This window comes from Thermosynechococcus sp. (assembly GCF_046299635.1).
In the GTDB taxonomy this organism is placed as follows: Bacteria; Cyanobacteriota; Cyanobacteriia; order Thermosynechococcales; family Thermosynechococcaceae; genus Thermosynechococcus.
Genome location: NZ_JBKBHV010000003.1, coordinates 95,666 through 116,033, shown reverse-complemented (window position 1 = coordinate 116,033; position 20,368 = coordinate 95,666). Strand labels below are relative to the sequence as shown.

18 protein-coding genes are annotated in these 20,368 nt (G+C 54.4%); 11 read left to right on the top strand and 7 right to left on the bottom strand.

Going from position 1 to position 20,368, the window contains the following annotated elements:
• Positions 1-66: 66 nt before the first annotated feature.
• Both ACK4IR_RS02190 and ACK4IR_RS02185 read right to left on the bottom strand, forming a co-directional pair.
• Positions 67-1,164, bottom strand: a complete 1,098-nt coding sequence (locus ACK4IR_RS02190) for a glycosyltransferase (RefSeq protein ID WP_409871972.1) — start codon at positions 1,162-1,164, stop codon at positions 67-69.
• Positions 1,165-1,566 (bottom strand): DUF3110 domain-containing protein, encoded by a 402-nt coding sequence (locus tag ACK4IR_RS02185; protein ID WP_409871970.1) that lies wholly within the window; start codon positions 1,564-1,566, stop codon positions 1,165-1,167. It abuts the gene before it with no gap.
• A gap of 549 nt (positions 1,567-2,115) precedes the next feature.
• Between ACK4IR_RS02185 and ACK4IR_RS02180 the strand changes: the two genes are divergently transcribed.
• A complete protein-coding gene (locus ACK4IR_RS02180) occupies positions 2,116-3,927 on the top strand; it encodes an ABC transporter ATP-binding protein (RefSeq protein ID WP_409871968.1) in 1,812 nt (603 codons plus the stop codon).
• On the opposite strand, the gene ACK4IR_RS02175 is transcribed toward ACK4IR_RS02180, so the two are convergent.
• On the bottom strand, positions 3,924-6,404 hold the full coding sequence (locus ACK4IR_RS02175) for an HAD-IC family P-type ATPase (protein WP_409871965.1): 2,481 nt from the start codon (positions 6,402-6,404) through the stop codon (positions 3,924-3,926). The two genes, ACK4IR_RS02180 and ACK4IR_RS02175, sit on opposite strands and share 4 nt — an antisense overlap.
• Before the next feature lie 9 nt (positions 6,405-6,413).
• On the bottom strand, positions 6,414-6,845 hold the full coding sequence (locus ACK4IR_RS02170; RefSeq protein ID WP_409871963.1) for a universal stress protein: 432 nt from the start codon (positions 6,843-6,845) through the stop codon (positions 6,414-6,416).
• Between the two features lie 614 nt (positions 6,846-7,459).
• On the opposite strand from ACK4IR_RS02170, the gene ACK4IR_RS02165 reads away from it, so the two are divergent.
• From ACK4IR_RS02165 to ACK4IR_RS02155, 3 genes are read left to right on the top strand one after another with little or no spacing between them, the layout of a single operon-like run.
• Positions 7,460-8,614: a Re/Si-specific NAD(P)(+) transhydrogenase subunit alpha gene (locus tag ACK4IR_RS02165; protein WP_409871961.1), complete on the top strand. Its 1,155-nt coding sequence runs from the start codon at positions 7,460-7,462 to the stop codon at positions 8,612-8,614.
• Positions 8,615-8,643: 29 nt separating this feature from the next.
• A complete protein-coding gene (locus ACK4IR_RS02160; RefSeq protein ID WP_409871959.1) occupies positions 8,644-8,922 on the top strand; it encodes an NAD(P) transhydrogenase subunit alpha in 279 nt (92 codons plus the stop codon).
• Between the two features lie 5 nt (positions 8,923-8,927).
• Complete coding sequence (locus ACK4IR_RS02155) at positions 8,928-10,328, top strand: NAD(P)(+) transhydrogenase (Re/Si-specific) subunit beta (RefSeq protein WP_409871957.1); 1,401 nt, start codon at positions 8,928-8,930, stop codon at positions 10,326-10,328.
• Here ACK4IR_RS02155 and ACK4IR_RS02150 read toward each other — a convergent pair.
• Complete coding sequence (locus ACK4IR_RS02150) at positions 10,325-11,032, bottom strand: HAD family hydrolase (protein ID WP_409871954.1); 708 nt, start codon at positions 11,030-11,032, stop codon at positions 10,325-10,327. The two genes, ACK4IR_RS02155 and ACK4IR_RS02150, sit on opposite strands and share 4 nt — an antisense overlap.
• Before the next feature lie 2 nt (positions 11,033-11,034).
• Entirely contained in the window at positions 11,035-11,958 is a 924-nt protein-coding gene (trpC, locus tag ACK4IR_RS02145) for an indole-3-glycerol phosphate synthase TrpC (RefSeq protein ID WP_409871951.1), read from the bottom strand.
• Positions 11,959-12,055: 97 nt separating this feature from the next.
• Between trpC and ACK4IR_RS02140 the strand changes: the two genes are divergently transcribed.
• The 7 genes from ACK4IR_RS02140 to malQ all read left to right on the top strand — a co-directional run bounded on the left by ACK4IR_RS02140 (position 12,056) and on the right by malQ (position 18,974).
• Entirely contained in the window at positions 12,056-13,555 is a 1,500-nt protein-coding gene (locus ACK4IR_RS02140; protein ID WP_409871948.1) for a cryptochrome/photolyase family protein, read from the top strand.
• Between the two features lie 252 nt (positions 13,556-13,807).
• Positions 13,808-14,968 (top strand): hypothetical protein, encoded by a 1,161-nt coding sequence (locus tag ACK4IR_RS02135; protein WP_409871946.1) that lies wholly within the window; start codon positions 13,808-13,810, stop codon positions 14,966-14,968.
• Between the two features lie 67 nt (positions 14,969-15,035).
• A complete protein-coding gene (locus ACK4IR_RS02130) occupies positions 15,036-15,962 on the top strand; it encodes an isoaspartyl peptidase/L-asparaginase (protein ID WP_409871944.1) in 927 nt (308 codons plus the stop codon).
• Positions 15,963-16,086: 124 nt separating this feature from the next.
• Positions 16,087-16,800, top strand: a complete 714-nt coding sequence (gene ndhK, locus ACK4IR_RS02125; RefSeq protein ID WP_409871941.1) for a photosynthetic/respiratory NAD(P)H-quinone oxidoreductase subunit K — start codon at positions 16,087-16,089, stop codon at positions 16,798-16,800.
• A 30-nt stretch (positions 16,801-16,830) separates the two neighbouring features.
• On the top strand, positions 16,831-17,061 hold the full coding sequence (ndhL, locus tag ACK4IR_RS02120; protein WP_409871938.1) for a photosynthetic/respiratory NAD(P)H-quinone oxidoreductase subunit L: 231 nt from the start codon (positions 16,831-16,833) through the stop codon (positions 17,059-17,061).
• 5 nt (positions 17,062-17,066) lie between these two features.
• The gene (locus tag ACK4IR_RS02115) at positions 17,067-17,399 is read left to right on the top strand and encodes a DUF3007 family protein (RefSeq protein ID WP_409871935.1); all 333 of its coding nucleotides are present in this window, start codon (positions 17,067-17,069) and stop codon (positions 17,397-17,399) included.
• Positions 17,400-17,423: 24 nt separating this feature from the next.
• Complete coding sequence (malQ, locus tag ACK4IR_RS02110) at positions 17,424-18,974, top strand: 4-alpha-glucanotransferase (RefSeq protein ID WP_409871933.1); 1,551 nt, start codon at positions 17,424-17,426, stop codon at positions 18,972-18,974.
• Between the two features lie 2 nt (positions 18,975-18,976).
• Here malQ and ACK4IR_RS02105 read toward each other — a convergent pair whose 3' ends face one another.
• Complete coding sequence (locus ACK4IR_RS02105; protein ID WP_409872032.1) at positions 18,977-20,326, bottom strand: pentapeptide repeat-containing protein; 1,350 nt, start codon at positions 20,324-20,326, stop codon at positions 18,977-18,979.
• Positions 20,327-20,368 lie beyond the last annotated feature (42 nt).

Below are 20,368 nucleotides of genomic sequence, written 5' to 3'. Positions count from 1 at the left end.
GCTCTCATTATGCACCTATGGCAGCCTTGAATCCCAAGAGGTACCGCTACTAACGGCAGGGCGTTTTTATTTGTTATTTATCTTTTCTTGGCTAAACGCTGTTGCTTGGGCAAAGGCTGCTGCCGCCCGATCGCGATCGCCCAAGGCTTCATAGGCACGTCCTAGCTGTTCTGCGGCAATCTCCCGCACATAGCCCAAGGGAAAAATCATTTGTTTGCTGTAGCTATCGGTGCGCCCCAGTTCAAGACAGTACTCAAAATAAGCGGTTGCGCCCAAGGGAAATCCTAAGGCCATCAGCCAGCGCCCGGCCAAATCATTGAGGGGAGGATAGGTGGGGAACCACGCCAGACTTTGCTGACACAACAGTTGCAATGTTTCGTGATCCTCGATGGCAAGCAAACGCCGCCCCAGTTGATTGAGAATTTCCGGCAGGGCACCGGGGGCATTCTCAGGGAGTTGGCCGGTGAGAAGGTGGGGAAAGAGCCGCTCAAACAGTTCTTGGTAGCACTCCTCGGCTGCGGTGGGGTTATTCACGGCGTGGTACATATCCGCCAAGGCAAAAAGCAGATGCAAAGGTAGACCTTCACTGGCACGGATGCGTTCCAAAATCGGGATGTTGCGATCGCGCATCTTGGCTTGAATTTGGGCAGGCTGATAACCATAGTGGTCAAGGCGCAGCGTTGCCAGCAAACCCATGGTCAGCGGTTCTGCTGCCGTGGACACCAACTGCTCATGGAAGCGTCCTTGGTAGCGCAGCGTTGGCAGGTTGCGAAAGAGTCGCACAATGGCAAAGTCAGAAAATTGTTGCCCCGTGCCGATTTCCCGCCGTAGGAGTTGATAGGCAGTGAAAGTACTGCCCTCTAGTTGTTGTCCAAGGGGCACAGGCGGCTCCTGCAAGGTCACAAGCACCTCATCGGCATCAATCACCAAGATCCAATCGCCTGTGGCCTGTTCGAGGGCGTAATTGCGGGCGGCGGCAAAATCATCCTGCCAAGGGAAGCTAAAGATGCGCTCTGTAAACCGGCGGGCGATGGCGATCGTCTCATCCGTTGATCCGGTATCAACCACCACGATCTCATCTACCCAGGGTCGAACACTGCCTAGACAGCGCGCCAAATGAGCTGCCTCGTTTTTGACAATCAAACAGGCACAGACCCGCACCATCTACAGCAGCTTTTCCAATTGCTGGCGCAACCGATTCAGTTCACTTTCGGAAAACTCCCCCTCGGCAGCAGGGGGCACGCGATTTTCCCGTTCCCAGTCAGTTTCCTCAACGTTCCGCTCAGGGGGTGCTAGGAAGAGACGCTCAGCATCGTTTGTCGGTACAAATCCTGCGGGAACCAAGTGACAGGTGTAGCCCGAGGATTCGCAGAATTCTTCGATTTCCTTGGCATCAATGGGGACAATGCTGGGGGGATGAAAATCCTGTGCCTCTAGGAGCATGGCATAGCGACTGGCATCGTCTTCGCTTTCAAACATCAGGATAAGGTTGCGATCGCCCAGTTGTAGAGAATGAATGCCCTCATTTTCAGTCCCTGGGTTGTAGAGCAACACGTAAACGCGCATGATGCCTCGCCAATGAAATCTCAACAGCGATTATAACGATTTTGGTTTCCCCTACCCGTAGGATTTTTGAGGTTATCCACTCTGTAAGACTTATACAAACCTATCCAGTCAAGTCAAATAGACTCCATTGTTTAGATTTGATGCTTACTTCCTGCTTCATCGAAGTCTCAAGAGTGACGCTCTCAAGGGGGATTACTTCCCCACAGGCTTCAATTCCCCCAGAGCTTGGGTTATCTACAAATTTTAACAGATGGAGCCTCCCACTGCCGCAGGTTTGGGGTGGACACACCCTTTCATTGCGCCACTTGAGAAATTGATAGTTTGCTGATAGCAACCAAGCGGCAATGATATTGTACCGTGGAGTGAAAAATGTAGTACCCAAGGACACTAGGGAAAACCGCCTGTCAAGTCGAGTTGCCGGGAGTCTATAACCTAGATACAGTGGCGTGGGACAAGAATCCCCCACCGCGAAAGCATCAGCCGTGGGAAGCGGTTGGGAAGGAGGATGTCACGATTTCTTAAAATGGGAACAGTGTTTCTCCTCGTTTTATGGCCACGTTTCGCTCCGTTCTGGGTTACTATCGCGCTTATCGGTGGACAGCGATCGCCAGTATTACCGCAGCCAGTCTCTGTGAACTGGTGGATTTGCTCGTCCCCTATGCCATTGGCCAAGTCCTCAACCTCCTTTCCCAACAACCCCTTGACCCGCCGGTGGTGGCGATCGCCCAAGCGCTCCAAGCATGGACGGGCTGGAGCAATACCTTTGGCGTGAATCTCACAGTTCTGGGCGGTATTGTCTTTTTGGCCACCGTGGTGCGCGCCCCGATTCAACCGTGGCTGGGGGTATGGTTCCACTGGTGGATTGCCCTGGCTGCCCGCCGCGATCACACCCGCAAGGCGGTGGAGAAAATCCTTACCCTGCCCTTGGAATTTTTTGAGGAAAACAATCCGGGACGAATTGCCAACCGCGTCAACAAAGGCATTTCTAACCACACGTGGAGCTACCCGGAAATTGCCGGCCAACTGATTCCTAAAACCGTCCGTGTGCTCGGCATTGGCGTCATTCTGTGGTGGCTGGACTGGCCGATCGCCCTGGGGTTAATCACCTCGTTTACATTGATATTTGTCATGACTTTGCGTACCCTACGGCGTCTCATCCAAAAGGAAGAAATTCTAGACAGCCACATTGAAAGTACCGAAAGCCGCACCTCCGAGATCATTACCAACATCAAAACCGTCAAGGCCTTTGCCACCGAAGCCCGTGAGTTGGCCCGTCAAACCCAGCGCCTTGACCGCGAGTTCAAGATGGTGATTGATCGCATCCATCGCGGCTACATGTATTTGATTACTTGGCAAGCCGGCTGGGTGCAATTCTGTTTGTTCACGTTGTTGGGTTTTTCCTTGGCTGCCACGATTGCCGGACGGGTCTCCATTGGCCACTTTATGACGATTTACACCCTCGCCAGTATGGCCTATGCCGAAATTACGCCCCTCTCCCAGGTGTCCGAGGTGTTTGCGCGGCGCTATGCCTCTATTTTGCGCTTCCATGAATTTATGGAACTGCCGCCGGGGCGGGATGCCATTGACCTAGAGCAAGCGGAGATTCCCCGCCTCAAGTTTTCCGGCAAAGTGGATTTTCAACATGTCTGGTTTAGCTATACGCCGGGGCGTCCCATTCTGCGGGATATTAATTTGCTCATTGAACCCTGCCAAACCGTGGCCTTGGTGGGGCGGTCGGGGTCGGGAAAATCCACGCTAATCAAGCTTCTTTTTCGCTACTTCCAGCCGGATCAGGGGCAGATTCTCATTGACGGCCAAGATATTCAAACCCTTGATGTGCGTGCCTATCGCCGCCGTCTGGCCATTGTCCACCAAGAGGTGGATGTCTTCAATGGCACGCTGTGGGAGAACCTCACCTATGCCAATCCCGAGGTCAGTGCCGACGCCGTCTATGAGGCCTGTGCCATTGCGCGGGTGGATGAATTTGTGCACCAGTTGCCCTTGGGCTATCGCACGATTGTGGGGGAACGGGGCCTGCGGCTTTCTGGGGGTCAGCGACAGCGGCTGGGGATTGCCCGTGCCCTCTTGGCGGATCCCGATGTCCTGATCTTTGATGAGGCCACCTCCAGTTTGGATTATGAATCGGAGCGGGAAATTCAACTTGCCCTGCGCTCGATTACCGGAACGCGCACCATGATTGTGATTGCCCACCGCCTGAGTACCGTTCGCGATGCCCATCAAATTGTGGTGTTGGATCAAGGCACAATCCGTGAGCAGGGAGACCATGAAACCCTTCTTGCCCAAGGGGGGTTGTATGCCCATCTCTATTCCATTCAGCGCGATCGCGCCCCCCATGCCTAGCCGAGATCCACCCCAAGAAAGCGATCCAAGAGCCGATAGCGCCAGAACGTGCGCAGCAAGATGACCCACAGGAACACAATCAGCACAATCAAGGCCCACAACCACCAAGGGAGAGGTTCCAACTCCGCTACAGACCGTAGGGTCGGCGAGACGCTGATCATCAGAAAGGCAGCCAGCAAAGCTAAAACCACTGCAACATAACGCCAGTTACCCACCAACGGCGCACCGCCAACCCATGTCGAATGGGGAGGTTTGAGAAACAGGACTAAACAGAGAGAGGCCAGCATCAGGGTAGTCACCAAGGCCGTACGAGCGATCGCCACACTTTGGCTCAGTTCCGAGAGCACCTCATGGCTCTCCAAGAGTGCTGGATCAAACCGTCCCTGGAGAAATTCGAGCAAGGGGGTGAGTTCGCGAGCCAACACCCCCAAGTACATGAAAATGGCCAACAGCGCTAGACTTAGAGTGGCGGGGATCACAAAGTGCAGCAATGAACGAATCAGCGATCGATGGGGACGTGGTCTCGGCACTGCCCAAAAAGCCACAGCAAGCGTGGGCAAACCAACCCCCCATAGGGTTAACAGGCTATTGTGCTTAATCAGTAGAGGAAAGGCGCGCCCCGCCATGACGGTGACCAGACAGAGCAAACTAAAGCTAAAGACCCGCACCAAAAAGAGCTTGGTGACATCCTGAATGCCGTTGTAGATGCGCTGCCCCTCGCGAAAGGCTGCGGGTAAGGCTGCAAAGGAATCTGCAAGCAGCACAATATCGGCGACATTACGGGTAATGGCACTGCCACTTTCCATCGCAATTCCCACGTTGGCCTGCTTCAGGGAGAGGACATCATTCACACCATCGCCAATCATGGCCACCTGATGCCCGAGGGCACGGAGTCGAGTCACGAGTTTCGCTTTTTGCTCTGGGGTAATGCGACCAAAGACCGTAGCTTTCTCGGCCATCTGATCAAAGCTGGGATCATCCATGGCAGCGAGTTCTGCGCCGGAGATGGCGATCGCCCCTGCATCAAGGCCGACTTGTTTACCGAGGGCAACCACCGTTTCTGCATGGTCACCGGAGATGATTTTGATTTGAATTCCCGCCTGTTGAAAACGCTCCAAAACATCGCGGGATTGGGGTCGCAGGCGATCGCCCACCCAAATCACTGCTAAGGGTTCGAGGTCTGGGGGCAATAGGGGGGTCTCCTGATGCTCATCCCACGTGGGATCACTGCTACTGCGGACAAAGAGGAGCACCCGCAATCCCTGCTGCCGTCCCCGCTGGAGCAACTCAGCCACCTCAGGGGAGAGGTCTTCGGTTTTGAAGAGGACATCCGGTGCGCCTAGGATAAATGTTTCCGAGTCATTCCACGCTGCGGCACTCCACTTGTAGGCGGAGGAAAAGGGAATTTCTAGGCGAAGGGGTTGGGGACTGCTGCCAAACGTCTCTGTGAGGGCAACAATCGTGGGGTTTGGAGCACTAACACTGGCGGTAAACGTAGCTAGGGCAGCTTTTGTCTTTTCTTCTGTATCGGTGAGGGGGTACCAGCTATGGAGTTCAAGGGCATTAACCGTCAGCGTCCCCGTTTTATCAAGGCAGAGAATATCCACACCACTGAGGGACTCAATGGCATTCACCTGCTGCACCAAGACATTGGAGCGAGAGATGCGCAACGCCCCCAAAGCATAGGTGAGTGTAATGGTCAGATACAATCCCACCGGCACTAGACCTGCAACCACTGCTGCTGTTTGCACACTCATTTGTAGGGTGGTCAGCCGCACCAATAGCGATAGCAGCACCAAGAGCCACAGGAAAATGGCAAGGGCGAGAATGACGCGAATAATCAGGTTAATTTCCCGTTGCAGGGGGGTAAGTTTGTGGTGGTGGGTCTTAGCCGCTGCGGTCAGTTGATGGGCGGTACTGTCTTCCCCCACCTGTTCAGCCACATAGGCGGCGGCACCGCGCACACAAAAGCTCCCAGAGTACAGGCGATCGCCCGCTCGCTTGGAAATGAGGTCTGACTCTCCTGTGAGTAACGACTCATCCACTTGAATCTGGCCATCGCCCACCACGGTGCCATCGGCAACGATTTGATCCCCCGGCTCTAAGAGGAGAATATCCCCCTCCACAACCTCTGCGGGATCGATAATCGCTTCTTGGCGATCGCGCAAAACCTTGACACGGGGACGGGTGAGGAGGCTAATTTCATCCAATTGCCGTTTGGCGCGGATTTCCTGAAGGATGCTGATGACAGCATTGAGAAACACGACGACAATAATGGCGGCCACATCCCCCGGCCGCCCTAAAAAGAGCAAAATCACGCTAATAAAGGCAAAAACCCCGTTGATAAACGTCAAGAGGTTTTCCCGCAAAATGTCGCCATAGGTGCGATTGCTTTCACTCGCTTGACGGTTGATGCGACCCTTGGCTTGTCGCTCTGCCACTTCCGCCGCTGTAAGACCCGTCAATGGTGCTGACATAGTTATAGTTTAGGTTTCCGCTGATTTCACCACAAACACCGAGCAGGGAGCATCAGCAACAACGGCGCCACTTACCGAGCCTTGCACAACTCGCTCAACTCCCGTGAGACCGCGACTGCCCAGTACAATTAAATCCGCATTATAGATATTGGCTAGGCGTAAAATTTCATCCACCGGGTCACCGGTGACAATTTCAATTTCCGAGTTGCAGGGAAGCTGGCCTTGGAACTGTTGTAAATGCTGTTCAATACTACGGTACGTGCCCATTTGCGGATGCAAGGAAGGGCGATCGGCACTAACCCCAAACCCCGATTCCACCGGTGAAATCACATGACTGAGAATCACTTGAGCATCTGGCTCAAGATTTAACTGTGCCACTGCTGCCATCACCCGTGCCGATAACTCACTGGTATCAAGGGCCACTAAAATTGTTTTGAACATGCCTGTGACTCTGTACTTGCAATCTCCTAGTCTGCCATAAGAGCGCAAGTAGCGGTCAAACAGCCTTTCTGGCTAGCCATTCACAATGATTATTAACCACACCTATCGGTTTATTTTCTTGAAAACTCGTAAAACTGCTGGCACCAGTATTGAAATTTCCCTATCCCAGTTTTGTGGTAATGAGGATGTCACCTACCCAAGTTAAAAAGGCAATTAATCCCGAAATTTGGAATGACTATTTTAAGTTTTGCTTTGAAGGGGCGTGCGCGAAGGAAATAGCTGCTTTTGGCTACTACTGGGAAACTGGATCAGCGACCCCAAATTAGATATAGCTCCTTTGAGCATACAAAAGAATGACAAGCGGGAATTAAGTAAAAGTACTCAGTGGTAGTGTCAACATTTGTTACAAACGTTGCTGGGGATCATAAGACTTGTGGAGAATCCCTAGGAAACGCTGACATTTCCTCGCATTCCCAAGGAGATCGCAGTAGCGTGAGGATCAGTACAGAACTCGTAAGTGTGGACGTGTTGAGACGGTGTCGGGTGTCAATCACAATGCCCTGATCACCAAGGAATTGTTCTGTCAAGACTGCAAACCCTATCCAAGAGTGCCTATGAAAGTTGGGGTCGTTAAGGAACGCGAAGTGGGTGAACAACGGGTTGCCCTGATTCCGGAAGTTGTGGCCAAGCTGGTGCAGCAGGGGTATCACCTCTGTGTCGAGTCCGGTGCAGGGGATATGGCTCACTTCAGCGATGATGACTACCGTGCCGCAGGTGCGGAAATTAGCTATTCCATTGAAGAGGTCTGGGGGGGTGTGGATGTGCTGCTCAAGGTCGCCCCTTTGCGCGATCGCGAGGTGGAGTGGATTCGCCCCGGCACCACCTTAATAAGTTTTCTCAATCCCTTGGGCAATCCGTGGCAGATGCAACACTTGGCAGAGCGGCAGATTACCGCCTTTGCCCTTGAGTGTCTTCCCCGCACCAGTCGTGCCCAGAGCATGGATGCCCTCTCCTCCCAAGCAGCGGTGGCTGGCTATGCGGCGGTGTTGTTGGCCGCTTCCCATTTGCCGCGCTTTTTCCCGATGTTGACGACGGCGGCGGGTACGATTCCCCCGGCCAAGGTGTTTGTCATTGGGGCAGGGGTGGCCGGCTTGCAGGCGATCGCCACCGCGCGGCGTTTGGGGGCTGTGGTCGAAGCCTTTGATATTCGCCCGGCGGTCAAGGAAGAAGTGCAAAGCCTGGGTGCCAAATTTGTCGAAGTCAACCTTGAGGAGGAGACGGTGGCTGCCGGCGGCTATGCCAAAGAGGTCTCTGAGGCGGCGAAGCACAAAACTCAAGAGGCGATCGCTACCCACGTCCACAGTGCTGATGTGGTCATTACCACTGCCCAAATTCCTGGTAAGCCTGCCCCTCTTTTGGTGACAGAACGCATGGTAGCTAGCATGAAACCGGGTTCAGTCATTGTGGATTTAGCCGCTGAGCAAGGGGGCAACTGTGCCTGCACAGAATCGGGGCGCTCCATTTGTCATCGGCGGGTCACCATTATTGGCCCGATTAATTTGCCCTCGACAATGGCGGTGCATGCCAGTCAAATGTATGCCAAAAACATTTCGGCGCTCCTGAAGTACCTTGCCCCCAAGGGGGAATTGGTGTTGAACTTTGGCGATGACATCATTGATGACGCTTGTATCACCCATGCAGGACAGGTGCGCAATCCACGGGTACTGCAACTGCTGCATCCCGCCCCAACCTTGGCCACAACGGTTTAGAAATTTCCCTAGAGGAGAGGGTTGGTTCTATGACGGATCCCATGCTTGTCAGTCTGATGATTTTTGTGCTGGCCAGTTTCATTGGCTTTGAGGTGATTAATAAAGTCCCACCCACGTTGCATACGCCCCTCATGTCCGGCTCCAATGCGATTTCTGGGATTGCGGTAATTGGTGCACTGCTGATGGCGGGGAGTGGACACCCCCCCTTAACGGTAGTTTTGGGATTCATGGCGACGGTCCTGGCCACGATTAATGTGGTGGGCGGTTTTTTGGTCACGGATCGCATGTTGCAGATGTTTAAGCGGTAGGAACCATGGATGGGCTAACACGCATTGAAGAATTGAGCTATCTGGGCGCGGCGGCGCTCTTTATCCTCGGTTTGAAAAAATTGGGGTCGCCGGCCACGGCACGTCAAGGAAATCGCCTTGCCGCCTTGGGGATGTTGATTGCAATTGGGGTCACGCTCCTTGATCGCCAGATGATTAGCTACACGGGCATCCTAGTGGCCCTTGGCCTCGGCAGTGTCATCGGGGCGATCGCGGCCTACACCGTGGAAATGACGGCCATGCCCCAGATGGTGGGGTTGCTCAACGGCTTAGGGGGGGCGGCCTCGGCCTTGGTGGGCATTGGTGAATTTTGCCGCCTTGTGGCTTTAGGGGAGCCGCCGACCGCCGGTACGCTGATCACGATGATTTTGGGGGTGCTCATTGGCAGTGTTACCCTCAGCGGTAGCCTTGTGGCCTTTGGGAAACTTCAGGGACTGATTCCGGGAACCCCGATCCTTTTCCCACTGCAGCAGGCAATTAACCTCGGCTTGCTGGTGGCTTTCTTGGTTGGCAGTGGGTTGGTGTGGTCAGATCCCAGTCAGTTGCGGCTGTTCTGGGGTTTGGTGGCAATCGCCGGCACGTTGGGGGTGCTCTTTGTCCTGCCCATTGGCGGTGCCGATATGCCCGTAGTTATTTCCCTTTTGAACTCCCTCTCAGGGCTGGCCGCCAGTGCTGCCGGCTTTATTGTGGGCAACAGTATGCTGATTATTGCCGGTGCCTTGGTGGGGGCGTCGGGGTTAATTCTGACCCAAATCATGTGCAAAGCAATGAATCGCTCCTTGGCCGATGTCCTCTTTGGCGGTTTCGGGAGGGCAACCGGCGGCGGTACGGAGGGAACTACCCACGCCACGGCAAAGTCGGTACACACCATTGACCCTGAAGCAGGTGCCATGATGCTCGGCTATGCCAAGTCGGTGGTCATCGTCCCCGGCTATGGGATGGCGGTGGCGCAAGCGCAGCATAGTGTCAAGGAACTGGCGGATCAACTGGAGCGGCTCGGTGTGGAGGTCAAATACGCCATTCACCCTGTTGCCGGTCGCATGCCGGGTCACATGAATGTGCTGCTAGCGGAAGCCAATGTCCCCTACCCCCAACTGAAGGACATGGAGGACATCAATCCGGAGTTTGAGCATGTGGATGTGGCACTGGTGATTGGCGCCAATGATGTGGTCAATCCTGCTGCTCGCACCAACCCCGGTAGCCCCGTCTATGGCATGCCCATTCTCGATGTGGATCGGGCACGGCACACCATTGTGATCAAGCGCAGCCTCAATCCGGGCTTTGCCGGTATTGACAACGAGTTGTTCTACAAAGAGAAAACCTTCATGCTTTTTGGCAACGCCAAGGACGTACTCAACCAGCTCATTGCCGAGGTGAAACAGCTCTAAGGGGTGGCAGTGGCCACCCGACAATCAAATACAGGGGCAATTTCTGCCAGATCAAACTGATCAAGGCGATCCAATGCCCAATGGCAGCGGCGCTGGAGCATGTGGAAGGGATAGGTGTGAGCCACCCCCAAGACTTTGACCCCGGCTTCGCGGGCGGCTTGAATTCCCACCAAGCTGTCTTCGATCGCCAGACAATCGGCGGCGGTGAGATCAGCCCCTAGGGCTTGCAGGGCTTCAACGGCTCGCAGATAGGGGTCAGGGTGGGGTTTGCCCCGCTCCACACTTTCGGCACTGATAATGCAGTCCACGGTGAGGTTGCCCTGTTCAAGGGCCAAGTCCACATCGGATCGCAGGGCACCGGTGACAATGGCAATTTTCAATTGCGCCGCCTGGAGTTTCTCCAGCAGGGCGATCGCCCCGGCAAAGAAGGGAAATGGTTCTATACTGGCCAAGCGTGCGCGGTAGGCGGCGGCTTTTTGCGCCACCAGTTTATCCAAATAGGCCGGGGGGACTGCCCGCCCTCGGCGGCTGAGCAGGTTATCCAAACAGGCGCGATCGCTCCGTCCTAAACAGAAGAGAGCGTATTCTCCCCGCTGCGGGCGCACATTCTCTTGCAGCAGAATCTCGTCAATGAGGGCAGCATGAATTGCCTCATCGTCAACGATCACGCCGTTGAAATCCAACAGGACTGCCTTCAGGGGCATACCTAGCGTGCTAGCTCTGGAAATAATTGGCGAATCCGGGCTTGGAGTTGCTCCGCCTCACTTAAGTGCGCCATCTCCGCCGCGGGGCGCATTAGGGATTCTCCCACTAAAACGGCTTGGGCACCGGCCTGAGCCACCCGTTCGACATCGGCACGCTGATGAATACCGGATTCACTGACCACAAGGATATTGCGATCGCGCAATTGCGCCCCATAGGTCGCCAACAGCGTTTCAGTGGTGGCCAGATCAACACTAAAGTCCGTCAGATTGCGATTGTTAATGCCCACCAGGCGCACCTCCTCAAGGCCTAAAACCCGCTCCATCTCCGCGGCGGTGTGTACTTCCACCAAAGCCGTCAGTCCCAAGCTTTGGGCAATGCGCAGGAAATAGCGCAAATCACGATCCGAGAGAATAGCGGCAATCAGGAGCACGGCATCGGCGCCCCGCAGCCTTGCCAGAAACATCTGGTAGGGGTAGAGGATAAAATCTTTGCACAGCAGGGGCACCTCCACCACCTGGCGAATTTGGGCAAGGGACTCAAAACTGCCTTGGAAAAATTCACTGTCCGTCAGCACAGACAGACAGGTTGCGCCGGCGGCAACATAGGCTTGGGCGATCGCCACCGGATCAAAGTTGGGACGAATGATGCCTTTACTGGGGGAAGCCTTCTTGACCTCAGCAATCAGCGCCGGACGGGTGACGGGGGTTTGCAGCGCCTTTAGAAAGGAACGCACCGGTGGTGCATCGAGCACCTGACGCTGCAACTCAGACAAGGGCAGCACCTCCCGCAGTTGCTCTACCTCCTGTTCCTTGTGCCAAACGATTTTTTCTAGGATATTGCGGGGAGCCTCATCGGCCACCGGTACTTGGTAGTGCAGGTTGCGAACGGTCACAGGAGGATTGGGGGGACGCCGGCGAATATGCATGGGTCAGTTTTATCGAGTTGGAGCCGTTGAACATTAAGATAAACCAGAATGACGGTACGGAACTACCCTTCCCGGTTCTTTTCTAAGCGGAGTCAAGATGGCCATTGGCGTTTGGGTTCTCGGCGATCAACTGTGGCAGGGGCAAGCAGCCCTGCAAAGCTGTCCAACGCCGGTGCCCGTCATCCTCATTGAGTGCCACGGGTGGGCAAAACAGCGCCGCTACCATGCCCAAAAATTGGTGCTGGTCTGGTCGGCCATGCGCCACTTTGCCCAAGAACTGGCAGCGGCCGGTTGGCCGGTGACCTATGCAGTTGCTCCCGACTTTGCCACGCCGCTGCGCCGGTGGATCGAAGCTCACAATATCCACGAACTGCGGATCATGGAACCCGGCGATCGCCCCTTTGGCGATCTGATTGCTGCCCTTGACCTTCCCTGTAGGATCAAATTCTTGCCCAACAATCACTTTCTCTGGTCCAAAGCAGAGTTTCAGCAGTGGGCAAAGGGGCGCAAAAACTTGCTTTTAGAGTACTTCTACCGCGCGGGTCGCCAACGCTTTCAAATTCTCATGGACGGCCCAACCCCTGTGGGGGGCAAGTGGAACTACGATGCCGAAAACCGCCAACCGCCGCCTACCCACCTCAAAGCGCCCCCACCGCTGCACTTTTCTCCGGATTCGATAACCCAAGCAGTTATTGAGACAGTGCGCCAAGGGAATTTTGACACCTACGGCCACATCGAACCCTTTGAGTGGGGAGTGACCCGCGCTCAAGCCCTGCAAGTGCTGGCCAACTTTATCAAATACCGCTTGCCCCAGTTTGGCCCCTACCAAGATGCTATGGTGGCAGGAGAAGAAACCCTCTGGCACAGCTTGCTCTCCCCCTATTTGAACTTAGGCCTACTGCATCCCCAAGAGGTGATCCATGCCGCATTGGCAGCCTACGGTGAATGGCAACTGCCCCTGAATAGCGTTGAGGGGTTTATTCGCCAAATTCTCGGCTGGCGGGAGTATATGTACGGTCTGTATCACTATTTCGGTGCCGAGTACACTCAGCACAACTTCTTTCAGCACACCCAACCTTTGCCCACCTTCTTTTGGCGGAGCGATCGCACCTCGATGAACTGTCTGCGCCACGTTCTGCGGCAAATTGAGCGCACAGGCTATGCCCACCACATTCAACGGCTGATGATCCTCGCCAACTTTGCCCTGATTGCCGGCCTCTCTCCCCAGGCGGTGGAAAACTGGTTCCACAGTGTCTTTATTGATGCCTACGATTGGGTAATGCAAACCAATGTCTTGGGCATGGGATTGTTTGCTGATGGCGGTCTGCTGGCCTCCAAGCCCTATGCAGCCTCTGCCAATTACATTCGGCGCATGAGCAATTACTGCCAAGGATGTGCCTACGATCCGAAGCAACGGGTGGGCGATCGCGCCTGTCCTTTTAACTTTTTCTATTGGCATTTTCTCGCCCGTCACCGTGACGTTCTCAGTCACCAAGGACGCATGAGCGTGATTCTCAAAAATCTTGATAAATTTAGCCCAGCAGAAACAGCAGCAATTCAACAGCAGGTGGCGCAGTGGTATGCCGAAAATTTATAAAATCCCTAGGTCAAGAAAATGAAAACTGTATTCTAGATTACTGTGATTTCTTAACTCTTAGTCAAAGCAGGCGAGTCTGCTGTTTCTGGAAGATTTCAGACCTTTTAGACCCTATCGCTAATAAGGTTTAACCAAAAGATAACCAAAAAATAAATTCCTCCTACTCTCAAGTCGAGATAATTTGATTGAGGTAGAGCAAAAGTACACTTTCCACCCTAAAAAATTCAATACTCATTCCGAGGGATAATCAAAATGAATGAGACAGTCAATAGTCAACTGTCTGCAGCCGCTACGTTGGATGACTTACCCTATTTTTCCTATCAGGTTTCCCCTGAAACCATCTCTGAAGAAGTAGCTGATGAATTCCAACGTCACCCTGAACTACCGGGGGTGTTGGTCGTGGCGGGCGATCGCGTGATCGGCATGATCTCCAAGATCAAGTTTTTTGAGCGCATGAGTAAGCAGTTTGGTCGAGATCTCTACTTACCGCGCCCGATCAAATTGATTCCAGAGATTGCTGCACCCCAAGTGCCTCCCCTTGTCTTGATGGCACGGACTCCCGTTGAGGAAGCCGTGGAACAGGCCTTGAGTCGTCCCCCTGCCTTTGTCTATGAACCTGTGGTTGTGCGTAAGGGCAAGCAACTGGTGTTGGTGGATATGCGGGTGATCCTGATTGCCCAAGCCCAAGTGCTGAGCAAGAAAAATCTCTTCATTCAGCAGCAGCACCTGCACACCCAGCAACTCCTTGAGAAGTTAAAGGTAGAAAAAGAGCGCAACCAAGACTACGCTAAGCGTCTTGAAAGTGAGCTAACCCGCACCCAACAGATGAACGAAGCCCTAGAGCAGCAGGAGCGCTCTGTCCGCGAACAAGCAGAACGCATTGCCCAACTCAACCAGCGGTTCATCTCCATTAGCCAAGTGCTCTCCCAACGGGGACAAAAAGCCTTTCAAGAAACCTTCATCGGCGTCAACCAAATCACGCGGCATACAGCGGAGGTCTATCGCCTCGGCGAGCGCCTGAAGCACGACGTGGAAATCATTGACAAAGCCACCCATCAAATTGCCGAGATTACCCGTCAGGTGAAGCACCTTGCGGTACAAGCAGGCCTAATTGCCAGTCGCAGCGGCCAGCGGATGGCTGGGTTTGATTTTATTACTGAAGCCATTAACAAACTGGCCAACCAAGTGGTTTTTGCCAACCAGCAGGTGGAGGAAATGGCCAATCATTTTCGCCATCACATCGGCGAAGTGGTGCAGTCCACCGCCGCTGGGGAAAAGATCGCGCGATCGCTCCTCAGTCAAGTAGAAGATACCCAGCAAGCCATCCAAGAACTGCAAGCGCTTTTAAATGCTGAGGAAGAAACCCCTGAGTCTGATAAGTCTGACGCCATGCCAGTCGCTGTGGTCGCCTAGGGAGTAGAGATAAACGATTGCCACGGGGTATGGTGGATATTGAACATCGCTCTTTTGCTTACCGAGGATGCCTCAACCCACTGTGATTCTCCATGGCGGTGCCGGCAGTTCGCTCCAAGATAAAGGTGGTCTCATTCCCGTGCGCCAAGCTTTGCACAGCATTGTCACCCAAGTCGCTCAGGCTCTTACAGAAGGTGCAACGGCTCTTGAAGCAGTGGTATTCGGGTGTCGACTCCTAGAGGATGACCCCCGCTTTAATGCAGGAACCGGCTCTGTACTGCAATCCGATGGTCAGATTCGCATGAGTGCCTCGCTCATGGATGGGCAGCGGCAGCGCCTTAGCGGTGTGATTAATGTCTCACGGGTAAAAAATCCCATTGAGCTTGCCCATTGGCTGCAACAGTGTCCCGATCGCCTTCTTTCTGAGGTGGGGGCAGCAGAACTTGCTCGGGAATTGCAGCTTCCTGTCTATCAACCCCTCACCGATCAACGACTCTACGAGTGGCTAGAGGAACGCAAGGGCAATTTCCCAAAAACGATGGCCGCAGTCGTCGCCGAGGAGGCAAGGCGGGGCACGATTGGTGTGGTGGCTTTAGATCGGCAGGGGCACTTGGCTGTGGGCACCTCTACCGGCGGCAAAGGCTTTGAGCGCATTGGCCGCGTGAGTGATTCTGCAACACCGGCGGGCACCTATGCCAATCGCTTCGCAGCGGTCAGTTGTACCGGCATTGGTGAGGATATTCTGGATGAGGCGCTAGCAGCACGGATTGTGGTGCGGGTCACCGATGGCTTGTCCCTAGAGGCGGCTTTTGAAAAATCCTTCCAAGAAGCTGCCAGTCGGCAACGGGATTTTGGCGCCATTGGTCTTGATCATCAGGGGGCGATCGCTTGGGGCAAAACCTGTGATGTCCTCCTTGCCGCCTACTGGCATGGCACCACCATTGGCGATACCTTGGAATTACCACCAGGGCTACAGGTGGGCAGTCAAAAATAATTTATCTTTGGTGTCAAGTTTTTTTATTGCTCGCTGTACCGGATTGGGTGCATCTGTGGGGGCAAACGCCTATAATCTTAAGTGTTTTTACATTCATTTGGCCGATGTCCCTTGAGGGAACCCTATGACCAATACGACCTCGCCTGCCATTCTCAATCCGATTGCTCGTCCTGAAGTTCCCCAAGAACTTGCTGAAAACATCATCCTCACTTCCCTCAACGATGTTTATGACTGGGCACGGCTATCGAGCCTCTGGCCACTCATGTATGGCACTGCCTGTTGCTTCATTGAGTTTGCCGCTATGATTGGCTCGCGCTTCGATTTCGACCGTTTTGGCTTGGTGCCCCGCAATAGCCCCCGTCAGGCAGACTTGATTATCACCTCCGGCACAATCACGATGAAGATGGCACCGGCCTTGGTGCGCCTCTACGAACAAATGCCCAACCCCAAATACGTCATTGCCATGGGGGCTTGCACGATTACAGGGGGGATGTTTAGCTCTGACTCCTATTCTGCCGTACGCGGCGTGGACAAGTTGATCCCCGTGGATGTCTATTTGCCGGGCTGTCCGCCTCGTCCAGAGGCCATCATGGATGCGATCGTCAAGCTGCGCAAGAAAATTGCCAACGAGCATCTGAGTGAGCGCGGCAACCTTGCCCAAACGCACCGCCTCTTTACTACCAAACACAAGATGAAGCCGGTGCCCCCCATTTTGACAGGGCAATATCTCAATGCCCCCAGCCGCCAAGCTCCGCCCCCAGCCCTTGCGCAAGCAATGGGAATGGCAGTGCCTACCCTTGGGGAACCCGTGAGCGAAACGAGCGCCGTTGCAGAGTAGTTTGGTCATCGTTGCTAAGAGGTAGCAATTATGGAAGTTTCAACCGAGCTTTTGGTACTGGCTGTCTATGCAGCCTTGGCGGGTCTATATCTGCTGCTGCTGCCGGCGATCGTCTATGCCTATCTGAATGCTCGCTGGTATGTAGCCAGTTCCTTCGAGCGGGCGTTTATGTACTTTCTTGTTACCTTTTTCTTCCCCGGGTTACTCCTGTTGGCTCCCTTTATTAACTTTCGTCCGCAACCCCGCTCGCTCGATTCCTAGGAACTATGCGCCGCATTGATGTTCTCGGGATTGGTTTGGGTGTGTTTTTTGCAGGCGGCTTGGTGTATCTCCTGTTGCGGATGGCTGGGGTTGAGCCGCTGCAAGCGGGGATTTGGAGTCAAGCGATTTTTATCTTGGGGGTTCTAGGTTGGCTTGCGACGTATCTGCTGCGCGTCTTTACAGGGCGGATGACCTACCACCAACAACTCAAGGACTATGAAGAAGCGATGATTCGCGATCGCCTAGCACGCATGTCGCCAGAGGAACTAGCCGCCCTCGAAGCACAAATTCTAGTGGAATCAAACGAGATTGCCGATCCTCAATTGGGGGATAATTAGCTCAAGTTTCGCCATGGCTTGAGAATGCTCTTTCCCCGCTCCTGTGGTTTACTACTTCATCCCACGTCCCTGCCTGGTGGTCACGGCATTGGTGACTTGGGTGCGGCAGCTCGTGAGTTCCTCGCATTTTTGGTGTCCAGTGATCAGCAGTACTGGCAGGTGTTGCCGCTAGGGCCGACGGGTTTTGGCAATTCCCCTTACATGTGCTACTCCGCCATGGCCGGCAACCCCTTGCTGATTAGTTTGGATGAGTTGGTCAAAAAGGGCTGGTTAACCGACGCCGATTTAGCAGGGGTTACGCTTGAGAATAGCGATCGCGTTGATTTCGAGGCCGTCATTCGCCAAAAACTGCCCCTGCTCCGCCTTGCTGCTCAACGCTTTCAGAGTCAAGCCACCCCAGAAGACTGGCAGGCCTTCCGCAACTTTCAAGCCCTTGCCCACTACTGGCTGCCAACCTATGCCCTCTTTATGGCACTTAAGGATCACCACGAGGGACAGCCGTGGTATGAATGGCCCGCCCCTTTGCGCGATCGCGAGCCGACCGCCCTTGCCGCTATCCAAGCCGTTCTCAAAGAGCGCGTTTTTGAGTACGAGTTTCAGCAGTTTCTCTTCTACCAGCAGTGGCACGCCCTCAAGGAAGCCGCCAACCAACAGGGGATTCAAATTATCGGTGATATTCCCATTTATGTTGCTCACGACAGTGCTGATGTCTGGGCTTTTCCCCACTTCTTTGAACTCAATCCAGAAACAGGGGCGGCTGCCCTCATGGCAGGTGTGCCCCCCGACTACTTTAGTGCCACAGGACAACTGTGGGGCAACCCCATTTACAACTGGAAAGCCCTTGCTGCCGATGGCTACTCTTGGTGGATTGAGCGCTTCCGTGCCCTGCTCTCCTACATGGACATTATCCGTGTGGATCACTTTCGCGGCTTTCAGAGCTACTGGCAAGTGCCCGAAGGAGAAGAAACAGCCGTCAATGGCGAATGGCAACCGGGTCCCGGTGCTGCCTTCTTTGAAGCACTACAAGCTACCTTGGGACGACTGCCCATTCTGGCGGAGGATTTAGGGGATATTACCCCCGATGTCATTGCCCTGCGGGATCAGTTTCAGTTTCCGGGGATGAAAATTCTCCAGTTTGCCTTTGGCGGCGGCTCGGATAATCCCTTTTTGCCCTTTAACCAAGAGCGCAACTGTGTGGTGTACACCGGCACCCACGACAATGATACGACTGTAGGTTGGTACCGAAGCCTGAGTGACTGGGAACGGCAGCGCTTCATTGACTATTTGGGCTATACCCCCGCTGAACCCCACTGGGCATTGATTCGCATGGCCTTAGGCACCGTTGCCAACCAAGCCATTATTCCTGTTCAAGATTTACTCGGCCTTGATAGCCATGCCCGTATGAATTTTCCCGGTACTGGCGAGGGTAATTGGGCGTGGCGACTGACTGCTGGACAACTCACGCCTGAACTCGCGGCTCATTTGAAGCACTTGGTGCACCTCTTTGGCCGCCAGTCCCCACCAAGACCCCAGCCCGTCGAAGCGGAGGCAGAATCCTTGGCAACGGAAGAGTAGCACTAAGCTCGCCGCCGGCCATCGGGCATAATCGTCCCGCGCAGATCCACTTCACTGAGGTTGGCACCGCTCATATCCGCAGCGGTCAGGTTCACCCGCGTCAAATCCGCCCGCGACAGGTTAGAGCCTGAGAGGTTGGCATCCCCTAAGTCTGCCCCACTCAAATTGACACCACTGAGATCCACAGTGCCCACTAAGCTGCGGCTAAACGTTGCCCGGCTCAGGGTGGCTCCACTCAGGGTTGCTCGGCTGAGGTTGGCTTCTGAGAGGGTGGCGCGGCTCAAGTTGGCTCCCACCAAGCGGGCACGGCTGAGATTCGCCTCGACGAGATCAGCACGGCTAAAGTTGGCTTCCGTTAACTCCACCTCACGAAGATTGGCACCGCTGAGATTGGCGCCCCGCAGCTTCACCCCATTAAAGACTAGGCCACTGAGGTTGGCACTACGCAAATCCGTCTGACTTAAATCCGCATTGTCCAGCAATGCCCCCTGCAAGTTTGCCCCTTGGAGATTAGCGCCCCGCAGATTGGTGCCCACCAGTTTGGCATGGCTGAGGTTGGCACCCCGCAAATTGGCACCACTGAGATCCGCACGGCTAAGATTGGTATGACTCAAGTTCGCACCACTAAGATTGGCGCCACTGAGGTTGACATCTGATAGCTCTAGGGAGGACAGTTCCGCCTTTGCCAGTTCGGCACCGACAAGGTTGGCCTTGGCAAGGTTGGCTTCGCTGAGCTTGACTTCTGTGAGATCGACACGGCTAAGATTGGCACCCGTGAGGTTCGCCGCCGTTAAGTTAGCACCACTGAGGTTGGCACCGCTGAGGTTGGCACCGCTGAGATTAGCATTGCTGACATCTGCCTGAATCAAATCCACACGGGTCAGGTTCGCCTGCTTTAGCTCCGTCCCATGCAAATTCGCGCCCTGTAAATTTGCCCCCGAAAGGTTCACACCGTCGAGCGTCAATCCCCGTAAATCCGCATTGGCCAAATCTACACGGGAGAGATTTGCCCCCTGAAGCACAGTTCCCCGCAGTGTGGTTTCACTGAGTTCAGCCCGGCTAAGATTAGCGCGCGTTAAGTTCGCCCAACTCAGATCACTGCGGCTCAGGTTTGCGCCGGCAAGGTTGGCATCCACCAGTTCTGCTTTGATGAGCATGGCATTGACAATTTCGGCGCCACAGAGCGCCGCACCACTGAGGTTGGCACCGCTTAGATTGACCCACTCCATGTCGGCACGGGAGAGAATGATCCCCCGTAGATCGGCGTTGATGAACTCGCCATTGGTTAAACTGGCTCGATTAAAATCCCGTTCACCGCTGGCATAGCGTTTTAACAACTCTTGGGGATTCATCAAAAAAAAAACGGGTCTGGAACCCCGCCCTTGAGAGCGGCT

Bases quoted from the DNA above. Each gene is read 5' to 3' on its own strand.
- ACK4IR_RS02175 (WP_409871965.1), bottom strand. From the start codon at position 6,404: ATGTCAGCACCATTGACGGGTCTTACAGCGGCGGAAGTGGCAGAGCGA.
- ACK4IR_RS02105 (WP_409872032.1), bottom strand. From the start codon at position 20,326: ATGAATCCCCAAGAGTTGTTAAAACGCTATGCCAGCGGTGAACGGGAT.
- ndhK (WP_409871941.1), top strand. From the start codon at position 16,087: ATGACCAATACGACCTCGCCTGCCATTCTCAATCCGATTGCTCGTCCT.
- ACK4IR_RS02165 (WP_409871961.1), top strand. From the start codon at position 7,460: ATGAAAGTTGGGGTCGTTAAGGAACGCGAAGTGGGTGAACAACGGGTT.
- ndhL (WP_409871938.1), top strand. From the start codon at position 16,831: ATGGAAGTTTCAACCGAGCTTTTGGTACTGGCTGTCTATGCAGCCTTG.
- ACK4IR_RS02190 (WP_409871972.1), bottom strand. From the start codon at position 1,164: ATGGTGCGGGTCTGTGCCTGTTTGATTGTCAAAAACGAGGCAGCTCAT.
- ACK4IR_RS02160 (WP_409871959.1), top strand. From the start codon at position 8,644: ATGACGGATCCCATGCTTGTCAGTCTGATGATTTTTGTGCTGGCCAGT.
- ACK4IR_RS02135 (WP_409871946.1), top strand. From the start codon at position 13,808: ATGAATGAGACAGTCAATAGTCAACTGTCTGCAGCCGCTACGTTGGAT.
- trpC (WP_409871951.1), bottom strand. From the start codon at position 11,958: ATGCATATTCGCCGGCGTCCCCCCAATCCTCCTGTGACCGTTCGCAAC.
- ACK4IR_RS02130 (WP_409871944.1), top strand. From the start codon at position 15,036: ATGCCTCAACCCACTGTGATTCTCCATGGCGGTGCCGGCAGTTCGCTC.
- ACK4IR_RS02180 (WP_409871968.1), top strand. From the start codon at position 2,116: ATGGCCACGTTTCGCTCCGTTCTGGGTTACTATCGCGCTTATCGGTGG.
- malQ (WP_409871933.1), top strand. From the start codon at position 17,424: ATGCTCTTTCCCCGCTCCTGTGGTTTACTACTTCATCCCACGTCCCTG.
- ACK4IR_RS02140 (WP_409871948.1), top strand. From the start codon at position 12,056: ATGGCCATTGGCGTTTGGGTTCTCGGCGATCAACTGTGGCAGGGGCAA.
- ACK4IR_RS02185 (WP_409871970.1), bottom strand. From the start codon at position 1,566: ATGCGCGTTTACGTGTTGCTCTACAACCCAGGGACTGAAAATGAGGGC.
- ACK4IR_RS02155 (WP_409871957.1), top strand. From the start codon at position 8,928: ATGGATGGGCTAACACGCATTGAAGAATTGAGCTATCTGGGCGCGGCG.
- ACK4IR_RS02115 (WP_409871935.1), top strand. From the start codon at position 17,067: ATGCGCCGCATTGATGTTCTCGGGATTGGTTTGGGTGTGTTTTTTGCA.
- ACK4IR_RS02150 (WP_409871954.1), bottom strand. From the start codon at position 11,032: ATGCCCCTGAAGGCAGTCCTGTTGGATTTCAACGGCGTGATCGTTGAC.
- ACK4IR_RS02170 (WP_409871963.1), bottom strand. From the start codon at position 6,845: ATGTTCAAAACAATTTTAGTGGCCCTTGATACCAGTGAGTTATCGGCA.